This window comes from Massilia aurea, assembly GCF_040790145.1.
Classification (GTDB): Bacteria; Pseudomonadota; Gammaproteobacteria; order Burkholderiales; family Burkholderiaceae_D; genus Telluria; species Telluria aurea_C.
In genome coordinates this window covers 1-14415 of sequence record NZ_JBFMMP010000032.1, presented here as the reverse complement: position 1 = coordinate 14415, position 14415 = coordinate 1, and the positions used below count along the sequence as shown (strand labels likewise).

The 14415-nt window shown below is 66.2% G+C and carries 14 protein-coding genes and 1 riboswitch; of the genes, 1 reads left to right on the top strand and 13 read right to left on the bottom strand.

Annotated elements, in window-relative coordinates; genetic code table 11:
- The first annotated feature begins 169 nt into the window (after nucleotides 1-169).
- Nucleotides 170-937 carry a metallophosphoesterase gene (locus AB2N08_RS22670; RefSeq protein ID WP_367613167.1) on the top strand — a complete coding sequence of 256 codons (768 nt, stop codon included), beginning with the start codon at nucleotides 170-172 and terminating at the stop codon, nucleotides 935-937.
- Between the two features lie 34 nt (nucleotides 938-971).
- Here the strand turns inward: AB2N08_RS22670 and AB2N08_RS22665 are convergent, their stop codons facing one another.
- From AB2N08_RS22665 to cobT, 13 genes are all read right to left on the bottom strand, one after another.
- Nucleotides 972-2444, bottom strand: a complete 1473-nt coding sequence (locus AB2N08_RS22665; RefSeq protein WP_367613166.1) for a cobyric acid synthase — start codon at nucleotides 2442-2444, stop codon at nucleotides 972-974.
- 8 nt (nucleotides 2445-2452) lie between these two features.
- A complete protein-coding gene (locus tag AB2N08_RS22660; protein ID WP_367613165.1) occupies nucleotides 2453-3334 on the bottom strand; it encodes a cobalamin-binding protein in 882 nt (293 codons plus the stop codon).
- Nucleotides 3331-4311, bottom strand: coding sequence for a threonine-phosphate decarboxylase CobD (cobD, locus tag AB2N08_RS22655; protein WP_367613164.1), 981 nt, complete (start codon nucleotides 4309-4311; stop codon nucleotides 3331-3333). Before cobD ends, AB2N08_RS22660 begins: the two co-directional genes overlap by 4 nt.
- Complete coding sequence (gene cbiB / locus AB2N08_RS22650; protein ID WP_367613163.1) at nucleotides 4304-5248, bottom strand: adenosylcobinamide-phosphate synthase CbiB; 945 nt, start codon at nucleotides 5246-5248, stop codon at nucleotides 4304-4306. The genes cobD and cbiB overlap by 8 nt, the downstream gene beginning before the upstream one ends.
- Nucleotides 5242-5802 carry a bifunctional adenosylcobinamide kinase/adenosylcobinamide-phosphate guanylyltransferase gene (cobU, locus tag AB2N08_RS22645; protein ID WP_367613162.1) on the bottom strand — a complete coding sequence of 187 codons (561 nt, stop codon included), beginning with the start codon at nucleotides 5800-5802 and terminating at the stop codon, nucleotides 5242-5244. Before cobU ends, cbiB begins: the two co-directional genes overlap by 7 nt.
- Nucleotides 5799-7097: a cobyrinate a,c-diamide synthase gene (locus AB2N08_RS22640; protein WP_367613161.1), complete on the bottom strand. Its 1299-nt coding sequence runs from the start codon at nucleotides 7095-7097 to the stop codon at nucleotides 5799-5801. The genes cobU and AB2N08_RS22640 overlap by 4 nt, the downstream gene beginning before the upstream one ends.
- A complete protein-coding gene (gene cobO, locus AB2N08_RS22635) occupies nucleotides 7097-7723 on the bottom strand; it encodes a cob(I)yrinic acid a,c-diamide adenosyltransferase (RefSeq protein ID WP_367613160.1) in 627 nt (208 codons plus the stop codon). The genes AB2N08_RS22640 and cobO overlap by 1 nt, the downstream gene beginning before the upstream one ends.
- Nucleotides 7720-8499: an ABC transporter ATP-binding protein gene (locus tag AB2N08_RS22630; RefSeq protein ID WP_367613159.1), complete on the bottom strand. Its 780-nt coding sequence runs from the start codon at nucleotides 8497-8499 to the stop codon at nucleotides 7720-7722. Before AB2N08_RS22630 ends, cobO begins: the two co-directional genes overlap by 4 nt.
- A complete protein-coding gene (locus AB2N08_RS22625; protein WP_367613158.1) occupies nucleotides 8496-9518 on the bottom strand; it encodes a FecCD family ABC transporter permease in 1023 nt (340 codons plus the stop codon). Before AB2N08_RS22625 ends, AB2N08_RS22630 begins: the two co-directional genes overlap by 4 nt.
- 60 nt (nucleotides 9519-9578) lie before the next feature.
- Nucleotides 9579-11408, bottom strand: a complete 1830-nt coding sequence (locus AB2N08_RS22620) for a TonB-dependent receptor domain-containing protein (protein WP_367613157.1) — start codon at nucleotides 11406-11408, stop codon at nucleotides 9579-9581.
- A gap of 65 nt (nucleotides 11409-11473) precedes the next feature.
- A riboswitch (cobalamin riboswitch) is annotated at nucleotides 11474-11708 on the bottom strand.
- 20 nt (nucleotides 11709-11728) lie between these two features.
- Nucleotides 11729-12271 (bottom strand): histidine phosphatase family protein, encoded by a 543-nt coding sequence (locus AB2N08_RS22615; RefSeq protein WP_367613156.1) that lies wholly within the window; start codon nucleotides 12269-12271, stop codon nucleotides 11729-11731.
- A complete protein-coding gene (locus AB2N08_RS22610) occupies nucleotides 12271-13053 on the bottom strand; it encodes an adenosylcobinamide-GDP ribazoletransferase (protein ID WP_367613155.1) in 783 nt (260 codons plus the stop codon). The genes AB2N08_RS22615 and AB2N08_RS22610 overlap by 1 nt, the downstream gene beginning before the upstream one ends.
- The gene (gene cobT, locus AB2N08_RS22605; RefSeq protein WP_367613154.1) at nucleotides 13050-14108 is read right to left on the bottom strand and encodes a nicotinate-nucleotide--dimethylbenzimidazole phosphoribosyltransferase; all 1059 of its coding nucleotides are present in this window, start codon (nucleotides 14106-14108) and stop codon (nucleotides 13050-13052) included. Before cobT ends, AB2N08_RS22610 begins: the two co-directional genes overlap by 4 nt.
- Nucleotides 14109-14415 lie beyond the last annotated feature (307 nt).

Below are 14415 nucleotides of genomic sequence, written 5' to 3'. Positions count from 1 at the left end.
TCCCGAACAGGACCGTGAAACGACTTTGCGCCGATGATAGTGCTGCAACCAGTGTGAAAGTAGGTTATCGTCAGGCTTTTATATAGAAAAGCCCCGCTCAGAGATTCTGAGCGGGGCTTTTCGCTTTGGGTGATCGATTTCTGCTAGTGAGCCTGTCTAATACGGCGTCATACAAAGTCCACTATCAAACTTACAACGTGCCGGCGGCGCCGTACATCTGGTGCTCGGCAATCATGAGCAGTACATGTTGCAAGGGAACCTGTCACGTGCGCACCGCGAACATATTTATGCGCTTGAGCAACTCGGTGGACAGGTCGCAGCGTTCGCGCCGGATACCGTTCTCGGCCATTGGTTGCGTCAGCAACCTGTCGTCATCCAGGCCGGCGACGTCCTCGTGACCCATGCCGGTATCAGCCCGGACGTCGCCGCCGTTGGTCTGTCTGTGACGCAATTAAACGCGGCGATGCGCCGCTATTGGCGTGGTGAGTCCGCGAGTACGGCCGAACTCGAAGCGGTGATCGGGCGCGCAGGCGTGAGCCAGTACCGTGGCTACTTTCAATCACACGATGGCCTCTATGATCAAGCCGCGGACAAGGACGTCGCCGCAGTCCTCACGCGCTTTGGCGCGCGCGCCGTGGTGGTTGGCCATACACAGGTCGAGCGTATTACGCATCTGTATGGCGGTCGCGTTGTTGCGGTGAACGTCAATAGTGACGGCGCCGCGTCGCAAGCGCTGCTGTTCGACCAAGGCGTGGCCCGTGTCATTCCACTGCAAACGCGACGTAACCTGGGTGCCCGCGACGTGCGCAGTCGTTCCCTGCGCCTGGCCGAAAGCGAGGATTGGCGAACGTTGGGGCGTTTTCTGCAGCGTGACTATGAGTTGTCGCAGCTTCCGTTTCCCTACGCGGCCAATACTCGACCGCTTTCCGGTAACTAAGCCGCGCGTTGCCGATCGAGCTCGATGGAAGGCCTTAGCGGGGCAACGCCAGCAGGCGTTCGAACAGGCCCTGCGTTGCGCCAGCAATCCGGTCCAGACTCGCCTCACGCAACTGCGCCGTATCGACAACGTGATCGGTGCGCGAGCCCGCCCAACGTAAAAGCGCGCTGCATGCATCCGGATGATCGAACAACCCATGCAGATACGTGCCCATGACCTGTCCATCGGCCGATATGGCGCCTTCGCCGCGCCCACCGATGGAAAACACGGGCCGCGACATTCCCGCACCGCTCGACACACCCATATGGATCTCGTATCCGGTGACCTGAAGCGGCACATCGCCCGAAGCGAATGCGCACAGGCCTTCGACGCGTGTCAGCCGCTTCTCGCGCGTCAACGCGGTCTCGATATCAAGCACGCCAAGTCCATCCGACGTACCCGGGGCACCTTCGACACCATGCGGATCGTCCACCGTTCGCCCCAGCATCTGGAAGCCGCCACACACGCCGATTACTTTGCCGCCATACCGCAGATGGCGCGCGATCTGCTCGCGCCAGCCATGCGCCTCCAGCCAGGCCAGGTCGCCACGCGTGTTCTTGCTGCCCGGTAGGATGATCAGGTCGGCGCCGGGAATCGCCTCACCCTGGCGCACGAAGCGCAGGTCGACGTCCGGGTGCGCGCGCAGCGCATCGAAATCGGTGTGGTTGCTCATGCGCGGAAAACTCGGCACCACCACGCGAAACGCGCCTTTGCTCGACTGCGCCGCCTGCACCGCATCTTCGGCATCGAGAAACAACCCGTGCAGATAGGGCAGCACCGCCAGCACCGGCTTGCCAGTCTGCGCCTCGAGCCAGTCCAGGCCCGGCTCGAGCAGCTTGATGTCACCCCGGAAGCGGTTGATGACAAAACCGATCACGTGGTCGCGCTCTGACTGAGACAGGCACGACAAGGTGCCAACCAGGTGCGCGAACACGCCGCCGCGATCGATGTCGGCGACCAGGATCACCGGACAATCCACCGCCTCGGCAAAGCCCATATTGGCGATGTCGCGGTCGCGCAGATTGATCTCGGCGGGGCTACCCGCGCCTTCGACGATCACGGTCTCGTACTGCGCCAGCAGGCGCGCATGCGATTCAAGTACCGCGCGCATCGCGACCGGCTTGTACTGATGGTAGTCGCGCGCGTGCATGTCGGCGCGCACCCGGCCATGGATGATCACTTGCGCGCCGGTGTCGCTCGATGGCTTGAGCAGCACGGGATTCATGTCGGTGTGCGGCTCGATGCCGGCGGCGATGGCTTGCAGCGCCTGGGCGCGGCCGATCTCGCCGCCATCGCGCGTGACGGCGCTGTTCAGGGCCATGTTCTGCGGCTTGAACGGCGCGACCTTCACGCCGCGCTGCATCAGCAGCCGGCACAGCGCCGCCACCACTGTCGTCTTGCCGGCATCCGACGTCGTCCCTTGCACCATCAGGGTCCGATACGGGAACGCGTTTGCCTGCGGGCGCATTCTTGTGCTCATTTCGGGCGACGCTGGCGCGCCTGCTCGAGCACCTCGCACATCGCGGCAGTGCCCTGGACCATGCGCGGGCCGGCGCGATTGAGCAGATGACCGTCGAGCGTGAACAGATTATTGCGACTCACGGCGGTCATGGTGCCGTAGGGTTTCCACAGCTGCACGCCGCCGTAGTTTTTCTCGGCGGTGGCGATGATCACCTCGGGATTTTCCTGCAGCACGCTCTCGAGCGTGACGACCGGCGCCGTCACCGTCAGCTTGTCGAACACGTTCACGCCGCCGCACAGGCGCATCGCATCGGTGAGGATGTGCTTTCCGCTGAGGGTGTACAACGGCTTGTCCCACACCTGATAAAAGGTACGCACCGGCGCGCGGCCCGCATACTGCTTGCGCAGGCCGGCGAGCTGCGTGCGCAGCGTGCCGGCAGCCGCCTTGGCCGCTGTATCGGTGCCCATCAACTGGCCGAGCCGTTCGACGCTGTCGGGAATCGCGTCGAGCGTCTGCGCATCGCTCTGGAACACGGGAATGCCGAGCTGGCGCACCATCTCGATCTGCCTGTCCGAACTGTTATGGCGCCAGGCCACGATCAGGTCGGGCTTCAATGAAATCAGCAGTTCCATGTCGATTTCGCGGTTCGAGCCGATGCGCGGAATACGCTTGGCTGCTTCGGGATAATCGCTGTAGTTCACCGCGCCGACGATGCGGCTGCCGCCACCGGCTGCGAACAGCAGTTCTGTCACGCTCGGGGCAAGCGAAATGATCCGCAGCGCCGGTTTTGCGATCGTGACGGATTGGCCGGCGTCGTCCTTGACCGTGATCGCTGCCTGTGTGCAGGTGATCGAGAAGCCTGCCATCAGGCCGGCGACCAGCATCGTTGTTTTCATCTCTTGCTCCATTCGTGAAGTGCTTGTTCAAAGCGGTGCCACTCAAGGTCGGTCGCCGGCAGGCCCACGCGAATACCCCGCGCGGCATCGCGAAACAGCCGGCACCAGATGCCGCGCGCGGCCATGTGGGCGTGGAAGGCTTCGGGCTCCACTTGCGGCCACCAGCGAAACAGTGCGGTGCCGCCGCTGGCGATGCCGTGGCGCAGCAACAGGCGCGACATCCGGTAACCCGACTGGCGCAGACTGGAACGCGTCTCGTGTTGCCAGACCGTGTCGGTCAATGCGGCCAACGCGATTTCTTGCGCCGGACCGCTGATGGTCCACGGCCCGAGCAGGTCGGCCAGCTCGCGCAGCAAGTCCTCGTGCGCGGCGACGAAGCCCAGGCGCAGGCCCGCCAGCCCGAAGAATTTACCGATCGAGCGCAGCACGATGAGGCCGGGCCGCGATGCGTGCGTCGCTATGCTCAATGCCGTCGCGGTATCGCCGAACGCTTCGTCGACGATCAGCCATCCGCCGCGCGCATGCAGGCGCGTGGCCCAGCCGAGCAGGCGCTCGGGCACGATCGTCTCGCCAGTCGGGTTATTTGGATTGACGACAACCACGACATCGCTGTCGTCGATCGCCGCTTCCAGTTCGGTGTAAGCGACCTGTCGTAGCATGTGGCCATGCTGGCCCCAGTGATGCGCGTGCTCCGCGTACGATGGTGCCGATACCGCCACGCGCGACGGCGCGCGCAGTCGGGGCAGCGCCTGGATCGCGGCCTGCGTGCCGGCCACCGGCAGCAGCGATGGCGCGCGATAATATGCACTGGCCGCGACCAGCAGTGCCGGATCCGGCTCGGGCAGGCGCAGCCAGGCCGCTGGCGCCGGCGCCGGCGCCGGATAGCCATGCGGGTTGATCCCGGTCGACAGGTCGATCCAGTCATCGCGCCCGTAATGCCGCGCGGCCTCGCGCAGGTTGCCTCCGTGTTCAAGCATGCGGCGCTCCGATCGTGGTCAACACCGCCAGCAGGCACACCACGCCGAGCCAGAGCAGCGTTGTGCGCAGCACCAGCTGCCAGGCGCGCTGGATGTCGCCGGCACATGCCGCCGGGCCGGCGCCCAGCGGCGGGCGCTGTTCGACTTCGCCATCGTAGACGGCCGCGCCGCCGAGCGACACGCCCAGTGCGCCGGCGCCGCTGGCCATCACCGGCCCGGCATTGGGACTGGTCCATGTCGGCGCCTGCGTGCGCCAGCAGTGCCAGGCGCGTGCGCGACCGGCGCCGGCCAGCAGCACATACGACAGCGCGGTCAGGCGCGCCGGCACGTAGTTCATCACATCGTCGATGCGCGCCGCAGGGCGACCGAACAGGTTGAAACGCTCGCTGCGATAACCCCACATCGCGTCGAGCGTGTTCGCCAGCCGGAACAGCACCGCTCCCGGTCCACCCAGCAGGATGAACCAGAACAGCGTGCCGAACACGGCGTCGTTGCCGTTTTCGAGGAGCGATTCGGCGCTGGCCTTGGCCAGGTCGGATTCGCTGGCGTTGGCGGTATCGCGGCTGACGATGCGGGCGGTCAGCGTGCGCGCCTTGGCCAGGTCGCCGGTGCGCAGCGCTTCATAAATAGGGATCGTGTGGTCGTGCAGGCTGCGCAGGCCGATGCACAGATACAGCAGCACCGCGTGGACCCACAGGCCGGCAACGTCGGTGACAACCATGAACGACAAGCTCAAAGGCAGCACCGCCAGCGCCCACGCGAGGCTCCCGCGCGGCAGGCGCAGGGCGCCGCGGTTCAGGCGTCGTTCAATGAGATTCGCCAGATTGCCGAAGCCGACCAGCGGATGCCAGCGCCGCGTCTCGCCCAGCAGCAGGTCGAGCAAGACGCCAGCCACCAGCAGCAGCGCAATCGTCGATAACGACAGGCCAGTCAGCACAGTGAACCTTTCAAGACCAGCGGCAGGCCCGCCGCCACCAGCACGGCGCAGTCCACGCGCGCGGCCACGGCCTGGTTCAGGCGCCCGGCTTCATCGGCGAAGCTGCGCGAGATTGCACCCCACGGCACGATGCCCATGCCCACTTCATTCGACACGAAGAGTATGTCACCCGGCAGGCCCGCATCCAGCAGATCGAGCAGCGCCGCGCGTTCGTCGTGAAAGCGCGGCGGCAGCTCGAGCGCACCGACGTCGGGGTACTCGCGACCGTCGCAGAACATCAGGTTACTGAGCCACAGTGTCAGGCAATCGACCAATACCACACGGCCCGGTGCGCACTCGGCGCGCAGCACCCGTGCCAGCGCCAGTTCTTCCTCGACCGTGCGCCAGGCCGCCGGGCGCTGCTCGCGGTGCAGTGCAATGCGCGCCGCCATCTCGCCATCACCCGCGCGCGAAGTGGCGATGTAGACCACTTCCTTGTCGGCGTCACGCGCCAGGCGCTCGGCAAACGCGCTCTTGCCCGAGCGTGCGCCGCCGAAGATGAGCGTCGCGCTCATGGCGCACCGCCAAACAACGCGGCAACGGCGCGCGGATTGGACGGAAAGTACCCATGGAAGTACGACGCGAACAGCGAGCCGACGCGGTACACGGCTTCACCCTGCGTCTGCGTGCGCTGCTTGACGGTGTGCGTCCGCGGCGGCACGTCGGTGGCCAGCAGCGAATAGTGGAACGTGTGGCCACGTAGTTCGCCGTCCGCCGTCGCCAGCGCGTGCATGCCCAGACCAGCGAGTCGCTTCTGCATCGCCACTTCGCCCGGCAGCACGCCGGCCATCTCCCAGCGCCGGCCTTCGCTGTCGGTCAAGCCATCGGCCAGGGCCATCATGCCGCCGCATTCGGCCACAATCGGCACGCCACGCGCGTGCGCCGCGCGGATCGAGTCGCGCCAGCGCGTGGCGCCTTGCAATGCAGCGCCGTGCAGTTCGGGATATCCGCCCGGCAGGTAGACCGCATCCGCTTCGTCGGGAACCGCGTCGTTCGACAGCGGCGCGAAATACGTGATCTGCGCACCCATCGCCTTGAGCAGCTCGACGTTGGCCGGATACACGAACATGAACGACGGATCATGCGCGATGGCGATCGTGCGGCCCATGAGGGGTGTGTCGATTACCGCAGGGGCGACGTTCGCCGGCGCCAGCAACGGCAGCGCATCCCACGCCGCCTCATCGAAATCGATGCTGTCGGCCAGCGCATCGAGGATGCGCTGCAGCTCTTCGACTTCACCGGGCAGCACCAGGCCCAGGTCGCGCTCTGGCAGGTGGTGTTCCTGGCGCGCCAGGATGCCGATCAGGGGAATATCGCGCAGCGATTCCTTGACCATCGCCGCGTGGCTCTTGCTGGCGACGCGGTTGGCGATCACGCCCGCCATTTGCACCGGGCCGTAGTCGCGCAAACCTTGCGCCACCGCGCCGGCAGTCTGGGCCATTGCCGATGCGTCCAGCACCGCCAGCACGGGAATGCCGAATTCGCGCGCCAGGTCGGCGCTCGATGGCGTGCCGTCATACAGTCCCATCACGCCTTCGACGAGGATCGCGTCGGCGTCATTGGCCGCGGCCTGCAGGCGCCGGCGGCATGCATCGGGCCCGACCATCCACAGGTCCAGGTTGTGCACCGGCGTGCCGCAGGCGCTTTCCAGCATCACCGGATCGACGAAGTCGGGGCCGCACTTGAACACGCGCACGCGCTTGCCCATACGGATCAGACGCCGCGCCAGCGCGGCGGTGACCGTGGTCTTGCCCTGGCCGGACGACATCGCCGCCACCAGCACCACGCGCGCGCCGGGATGTGGGCTCATCACCACTCCGTCCCGGCCTGGGCGCCGATGCCCGCCTTGAAGGCATGCTTGACGACGTTCATCTCGGTGACGGTATCGGCGATCGCCACCAGCTCGGGCGGCGCGCCGCGGCCAGTGATCACCACGTGCTGCATCGCCGGGCGGTCGAGCAGGTCGGCGATCACGGTGTGCACATCGACGTACCCGTACTTCAGCGCGATATTCAGTTCATCCAGCACCACCATGCCGATGGCGGGATCCGACAAAAATTTCTTGGCCAGCGCCCACGCCTCGGTGGCTTTTTCGATGTCGCGCTCGCGGTTCTGCGTTTCCCATGTATAGCCTTCGCCCATCGCATGGAAACGCACTTCATCGGGGAAGCGGCGCAGGAAAGTCTCTTCGCCGGTCGACAACGCACCCTTGATGAACTGGACCACGCCAACCTTCATGCCGTGGCCCAGCGCGCGCGCCACCATGCCGAACGCGCTCGAGCTCTTGCCTTTGCCGTTGCCGGTATTGACGATGATGATGCCGATCTCTTTGTCGGCCGATGCGATCTTGGCGTCGATGACGGCTTTCTTGCGCTCCATGCGCACGCGATGGCGTTCGTTCAGTGCAGCGGTTTGTTCGGGAGTCATGTCGTTCATGCTTGATCCTCCTTGGGGATGAAGATGCGGCGGCCGTGATGTTCGATCATCTCGATCGGGTGGCCGAGGTAGTCGCCCAGCAGCGCGGGTTGCATGGTCTGTTCGTTGGTGCCGGCGTGCCAGCGGCCGTCGCCCATCAGCAGCAGCACGTGCGTCGAGATGCGCGAGGCCAGGTTCAGGTCGTGGCCGATCATGACCACGGTTTTGTTCTGCTCGCGGCACAGGCGCGCGAGCAGGCCCATCACGCTTACCTGGTGCGCCAGATCGAGCGCGTTGGCCGGCTCGTCGAGCAGCAGCAGCGGGGTTTGCTGGGCCAGCAGGGCGGCAATCGCCACGCGCTGGCGCTCGCCGCCGGACAGCGTGCGCACGTCGCGCGCGGCCAGCTCGCTCACGTCCATCGACGCCAGGGCTTCCAGCGCGACCTGGTGGTCGTCGCTGCCTTCCCAATAGCGGTTGGCGTGGTACGGGTGGCGCGCCGACAGCACGCTCTCGAGCACCGAGTAGGCAAAGGCGTCGTGGCGCGACTGGGCGAGAAAGGCGCGTTCGCGCGCCAGGTCGGTCAGTGGCCAGGCGGGCAGGGCGCGCCCGCCGATGTGGACCGCGCCGCCGTCGGGCTGCTGCAATCCCGCCAGTGTGCGCAGCAAGGTGCTCTTGCCGGCGCCGTTACGGCCGATGATGCTCCAGCACTGGCCCGGTTGCGCGGCCCAGTCCAGGCCCTGCACCAGGGTGCGGCCGGCAATGGACAGCGACAGGTCGTGGGTGGCGATGGTGGTCATTTGCGCAGCCGGTGCAGTTGGTACAAGAAGACCGGCGCGCCGATCATCGCCGTGATGGCGCCGACCGGCAGTTGCTGCGGCGCGACGATCGTGCGCGCCAGCGTATCGCACAGCACGAGGAACGCGCCGCCGCTCAGGACGACGGCGGGAATCAGCACGCGGTGATCGGGCCCGAAGGCGAAGCGGCAGGCATGCGGCACGATCAGGCCGACGAAGCCAACCGAGCCGGCGCTGGTGACGGCGCTGGCGGTGAGCAGGGCCGAAACAAAAAACAGGCCTTTGCGCAGCGCGCTCACGCGCACGCCCAGGGTGACGGCATTCTCGGCGTGCAGCGCGACCATATTCATGGCGCGCGCGCTGCGCATCGCGAACAGCAGCGCGCCGACCAGGACGACCCACGGCGCCAGGCGCAGCGGGGCGCCGGCCAGGTCGCCGATCAGCCAGAAGATCATGCTGCGCAGGCGCCCCTCGGGCGCAATCGACAGCATGAGGGTGACCAGTGAACCGCACAGGGCCGAGACGATCACGCCGGTCAGCAGCAGCATCGAGGCGCCGCCTTCGGCAGCCTGCCCGCCGCGCAGGTCGCGCCGCGCCAGCAGGTACAGCAGCAAAGCGACGCCGACGGCGCCGACCAGCGCGGCCGCATCGACCACCAGCGCGGACGCCATGAACAGCAGGGCAAGCAGGGCGCCGACCGAGGCGCCGGACGAGACGCCCAGCACATACGGGTCGGCCAGGGGATTGCGCAATAGCGCCTGCATCATCAGGCCGGCCAGGGCCAGTGCGCCGCCGGTGGCAAAGGCCACCAGCGCGCGGCTGGCACGCAGGTCGAGCAGGGAGGCAGACAGGGAATCGGGTTGACCGCTCGCCAGTTGGCGCAGGGCGTCAGGGATGTCGCTGAGCGGCACGCGGATCGAACCGGTCATGCCTGCGAACAGCAGGGTGGCGATGGCCAGGACCAGCATGGCGCCGATGATGAGCGTGGCGCGCTGACGCAGCGGAGGGACGGAAGCTTGCATGCTGGTCCTGGTAGTTGATCGAGGCCCGCGGCATGTGCGCCGCGGGCGGAAGGCTCCAGCTTAACGGATGCCGTAACGCAGCGACGCGAACCAGGTCCGGCCGCTCGTGCCGTAGTTGCGCGCGACTTCGTAGTTCTTGTCCGCGACGTTGTTCAGGCGCAGGAGCAAGGACCAGTCGGGCGTGAACTGGTACGTGGTGTACAGGTTCAGCAAACCATAGCCGGCCAGGCGCGTGGTGTTGGTCGCATTATCGAAGCGATCGCCCGAGACGGTCAGCTCGGCGCCGCTCTTGAACTGGCCCAGCGTGTAGTCGGCAGCGAAGTTGGCGTGCTGCTTTGCGCGGCGCGCCAGCTGACGGCCGGTGGTGTCGTCGCGGGGATCCTGCCAATCGAGGCTGGCGCGCAGGTTGACGTCCATCACGCGCGTGCTGCCGGCCAGCGAGAAGCCTTCGAGCGTCGCTTCGTTGACGTTGTAGGCGCAGCTGCGGGTGCCGTTCGGGCATGGGGTGCTCGAGACGATCATGTCGGTCAGGCGGTTATTGAAGTACGTCGCATCGAGGTTGTAGCCGTTGCCGTCGTAGCGCAGGCCCACTTCGCGATTGCGGCCTTTTTCGGGCTTGTTCGTCGGCAGGCCGTAACCCGGGAAGTACAGCTCATTGAAGGTCGGCGCGCGGAAGCTCGAGCCGATGCTGGCGGTGGCGCGCAGGCCGTTGCCGAAGTCATAGCCATAGCCAGCCGCGCCGGTGTTCTGGCTGCCGTAGACCGAACGGTCCTGGCGCGCGCTGACGTCGACCAGGTGGGCGCCGCGCTTGGCCGAGTAGGCCGCCGCATACGAGTTGGTAATGCGCGTCTGGCGCATCGACGAGACTTCTTCCTTGCGGTGGTTGAACAGCAGCTGCAGCGTGTCCTGGCCGATGGCGACGTTGTTCTGCCACGAGAATTCGTTCTGCTCGGTGTCGATCTGGCTGGCGCCGCTTGGTGTGGCGTTGCTGAAGCTGCCCGACTTGTCTTCGGAACGCGCGTACTGCACGGTGCTGCGCCAGTTCGGCAGGATCTGGTTGGTCATGAAGACGGCGGCGGTGTTCAGATCCGAGTCGGTGTGCACGTCGTAGCTGCCCGAATTGCTGGCGTCATACTGGCTATAGGTGCGGCTGGCCAGGAACTGGGCGCCGATTTCGTGACCCGGCGCGATGGCCATCGCCACGCGGCCATTGGCGTTGCGGCGGCGGTAGCCGTCTTCGTCGGCGTTGTAGCCGGACGCGCCCGGCCGCGTGGACGAAAAGCCGTCCGATTCTTCGTAGCCGGCGCCGAAGGCGTAGCTGATCGCATTCGGGCCGCCGCTGCTGCCGAAGATGCCTGCATCGCCCTGCAGCGTGGCGTTGCTGCCCGCGCCCACCGAACCGGTGACGACCGGTGCGCCTTCGCCCTTGCGGGTGAAGATCTGGATCACGCCGCCGATGGCGTCGGCGCCGTACAGGGTGCTGAGCGGGCCGTAGACGATCTCGATGCGGTCGATGGCGCCCAGCGGCACGGCGTTCCAGCTGGCGGTGCCGGTGGTCGCCGAACCGACGCGCACGCCGTCGAGCAGGACCACGACCTGGTTGGCGTTCGCGCCGCGCACGAACACGCTGGTGGCGGTACCGGCCGGGCCGTTGCGGGCGATCTCGATGCCGCGCTGGCGCTGCAGGATGTCGGCGACCGAGCCGGCGCCAGAGCGCGCGATTTCTTCGGCGTTGATGACGGTGGTGTCGGCAATGACGTCGGCGGCGCGCTGTGGCGTGCGGGTGGCGGTGACGACGACGGTGTCAGCCACTTGTGCGATGGCGGTGGACGAAATGATGGCGAGTGCGAGCGACACGGCGGCCGCTTGCCGGCTTACTGGAAAATTCATGAGTGTTTCTTATCAAAGGCATCCAGCCGACGTCCCCGTGGGCTGGATTGAAAGGATCGCGCTGCGCGCGCATCCACCTTTTGGCCGGTATCCGGGCTGACAAGTATGGCCGTCCGACCTTCCCATGCTAATAGGGCACAGTGGTATGAGGGGGCGGTTCGCCGCATGACTCGAAGAGAGGCTGCGGCACTTGCTTACCGTTGCGGGGGCAGCACGCGTTGGCCCTGTGAAGAGCTTCGTGTTTCCCGTTTAACTGCACCTGCGAACGCAGGCGCGAGCACCAAAACGCGCTCATTATAAAGCCGTTGACCGGGGCGTTGTCAGATTTCCAGTGTCATCACGTCGCCGTAGCCGATGTGATGTGGTTCGGCCGCCGCGCGCAATGCGGCGGCGCGCAGAGTGCCGCCAAGGGCCAGTGCATGCAGCAGGCGCATGGTGCCGGCATGGCAGATAACGAGTGCTTCGGCGTGGTCTGCGCACCTTGCGTCGGCGAGGAAGGCTGCCACGCGCATGGCCACTTGCATCACATTTTCGCCGCCGCCTGGACGATAGTCGAGCAGGTCGGCGCTCCAGGCATCGATTTCGCTTCGATCGATGTCGTCCCAGTGGCGCAGCTCCCAGGCGCCGAAGTCCATCTCGGCCAGGCGCGCGTCGAATGTCGGCGCCGTGGACACCCGCCGCGCCAGCACGGCGCTGCGCTGCAGGGGGCTGGCGTAGACCGGCATGGCGCCGGGGAGGTTCCTGTGTCGTAGTGCGGCCAGCACGCGCTCGATGTCGGCCCCGATCGCCGGCAGGTCGGTGCGGCCATAGCAGTACCCGGCCGGCACGTCCGGTTTCGGGTGGCGCACCAGGTAGAGGCGCATCAGGCCAGCGCGCCGCGGCCGAGCGTGCCCAGCACCGCGATATAGATCGCCACTTCGGCCAGCTGCTGCACGGCGCCGAGGCAGTCGCCTGTATAGCCCTGCAGGCGGCGCGTGAACTTGCGCGCCAGCCAGCGCGTGGCCAGCATGGCCGCGAACACCGCCGCACCGATGGCGGCCAGGTCGAGCAGGCCACAGGCCAGCAGCGCGAGCGCCGGCACGAGCACGGTGATCGTCGCGATCCCGAATTCGTCGGCGCTCATGCGCACGGCCAGCGGCTTGGCCTTGCCTTCGGCGCGTGCGTACTCCATCTGCCAGATCAGGGACGTGGCGGCCAGGCGCGAGAGCGGGTGGGCCAGCAGCAGGGCGCCAATGGCCGTCAGTGGCGGCAGCGTGGCGAGTGCGGCCAGCTTCGCGCCGAGCATGCAGACGATGCCGATCGCGCCATAGGCGCCGACGCGCGAGTCCTTCATGATTTCGAGCGCGCGCTCTTTCGTCATGCCGCCGCCCAAGCCATCGCAGGTATCGGCGAAGCCGTCTTCATGGAATGCGCCGGTGATGTAGATGGTCGCGGCGGTGGAGAGCACGGCGGCCACTGGCGCTGGCAGCCAGTGCGCGGCGATGAAGTAGACGGCCGCGCCGATCGTGCCGACGACCACACCGACCAGCGGGAAGTAGCGCGACGCGTGATTGAGCCAGGCCGGCTCGAACCCCACCCAGCGCGGGATCGGCAGGCGCGTGAAGAACTGCAGCGCGATGAAGAACAGGCGCAGCTGGTGAATCATGCCGGGCGCTCGACAAGTTGTTCCGAGACCTGGGCCGACGCGAACGTCGCCATCTCGTTCAGGAAGTTGGCTGCCGCATGCAGCAGGGGCAGGGCGAGCGCGCTGCCGGTGCCTTCGCCCAGGCGCAGGCCCAGGTCGAGCAGCGGGCGGGCGCCGAGCTGCTCGAGCAGCAGTGCATGGCCATGCTCGCCCGAGCAGTGCGCGAACACGCAGTAGTCGAGGATGGTCGGTTGCAGGCGCGCTGCGACGAGCAGCGCGCTGGTGACGATGAAGCCGTCGATCAGCAGCACTTTGCGCAGGGCGGCCGCCTGTAGCATGGCGCCGGCCATCATCGCAATTTCAAAGCCGCCAAAGGTGGCCAGGATCTCGAGCGGCTCGCCGGTGTTTGCGTGATGGGCCACGGCGGCGGCGACCACCTGCTCTTTATGGCGGACGCCGTTCGCGTCGAGACCCGTACCCGCACCGACGCAGGCGGCGACCGGCTCACCGGTCAGCTTGCGCATCAGGGCGGCGGCGGCGGTGGTGTTCCCGATGCCCATTTCGCCGAAGCCCACCACGTTGCCGGGCAGGTCGCGCGCCAGGGCCATGCCGTGCTCGAGGGCGGTAGCGCATTCTTGTGCGGACATCGCCGGTTCGACGGCGAAGTTGTTGGTGCCGCTGGCGACTTTGCGGTCGATCAGGCCATCGCGCACGCCGAAGTCGTGATTGACACCGGCGTCGATCACCTGCAGCGCGCAGTTATTCTGGCGCGCAAACACATTGATGGCCGCGCCATTGGCCAGGAAGTTCTCGACCATCTGCCAGGTGACGTCTTGCGGGTAGGCAGAGATGCCTTCTGCGACCACGCCATGGTCGGCGGCGAAGACAAGGATCGCGGGCTGGTCGATCGTTACCCGCGTCGTCCGCTGAATCAGGCCGAGTTGGGCGGCGAGCGATTCCAGTCGCCCCAGGCTGCCGAGCGGCTTGGTTTTGTTATTGATGGCATCGGCCAACGAATGGGACAGCGCCGCGTCGGCGATCGGGGAAATAGTCGGGACGGAAACAGGAATATGCATGAGTAGTGGAAAAGGTCGCTATGGGCGGCGGCTACGATATCACAGGAGAAAGCATTGCAAGACGGCTGCGGCTTTGTTATAGTCTCGCTCCTCGACGCAGACGCCGCTTCAAACGCAGCGACAGCGAAGAAAAAGAAGTAAATCAGGGGTTGACGAAAAATGAGAAACACTTCATACTCCCGCCTCTCTGCTGCTAACGAACACAACGCTTCGTAGCAAACAGCAGAGAAGCAGCACCGAATAAAGTTCTTTAAAAATTAACAGTCGATAAGTGTGGGCGTTTGATGAAGGTGCCAAGAACTTCGGT

What these genes read in the sequence shown, in the direction of transcription:
- AB2N08_RS22660 (WP_367613165.1), bottom strand. Translation starts at nt 3,334, where the DNA reads ATGAAAACAACGATGCTGGTCGCCGGCCTGATGGCAGGCTTCTCGATC.
- AB2N08_RS22620 (WP_367613157.1), bottom strand. Translation starts at nt 11,408, where the DNA reads ATGAATTTTCCAGTAAGCCGGCAAGCGGCCGCCGTGTCGCTCGCACTC.
- cobO (WP_367613160.1), bottom strand. Translation starts at nt 7,723, where the DNA reads ATGAACGACATGACTCCCGAACAAACCGCTGCACTGAACGAACGCCAT.
- AB2N08_RS22665 (WP_367613166.1), bottom strand. Translation starts at nt 2,444, where the DNA reads ATGCGCCCGCAGGCAAACGCGTTCCCGTATCGGACCCTGATGGTGCAA.
- cobT (WP_367613154.1), bottom strand. Translation starts at nt 14,108, where the DNA reads ATGCATATTCCTGTTTCCGTCCCGACTATTTCCCCGATCGCCGACGCG.
- cobD (WP_367613164.1), bottom strand. Translation starts at nt 4,311, where the DNA reads ATGCTTGAACACGGAGGCAACCTGCGCGAGGCCGCGCGGCATTACGGG.
- AB2N08_RS22630 (WP_367613159.1), bottom strand. Translation starts at nt 8,499, where the DNA reads ATGACCACCATCGCCACCCACGACCTGTCGCTGTCCATTGCCGGCCGC.
- AB2N08_RS22615 (WP_367613156.1), bottom strand. Translation starts at nt 12,271, where the DNA reads ATGCGCCTCTACCTGGTGCGCCACCCGAAACCGGACGTGCCGGCCGGG.
- AB2N08_RS22640 (WP_367613161.1), bottom strand. Translation starts at nt 7,097, where the DNA reads ATGAGCCCACATCCCGGCGCGCGCGTGGTGCTGGTGGCGGCGATGTCG.
- cobU (WP_367613162.1), bottom strand. Translation starts at nt 5,802, where the DNA reads ATGAGCGCGACGCTCATCTTCGGCGGCGCACGCTCGGGCAAGAGCGCG.
- AB2N08_RS22610 (WP_367613155.1), bottom strand. Translation starts at nt 13,053, where the DNA reads ATGATTCACCAGCTGCGCCTGTTCTTCATCGCGCTGCAGTTCTTCACG.
- AB2N08_RS22625 (WP_367613158.1), bottom strand. Translation starts at nt 9,518, where the DNA reads ATGCAAGCTTCCGTCCCTCCGCTGCGTCAGCGCGCCACGCTCATCATC.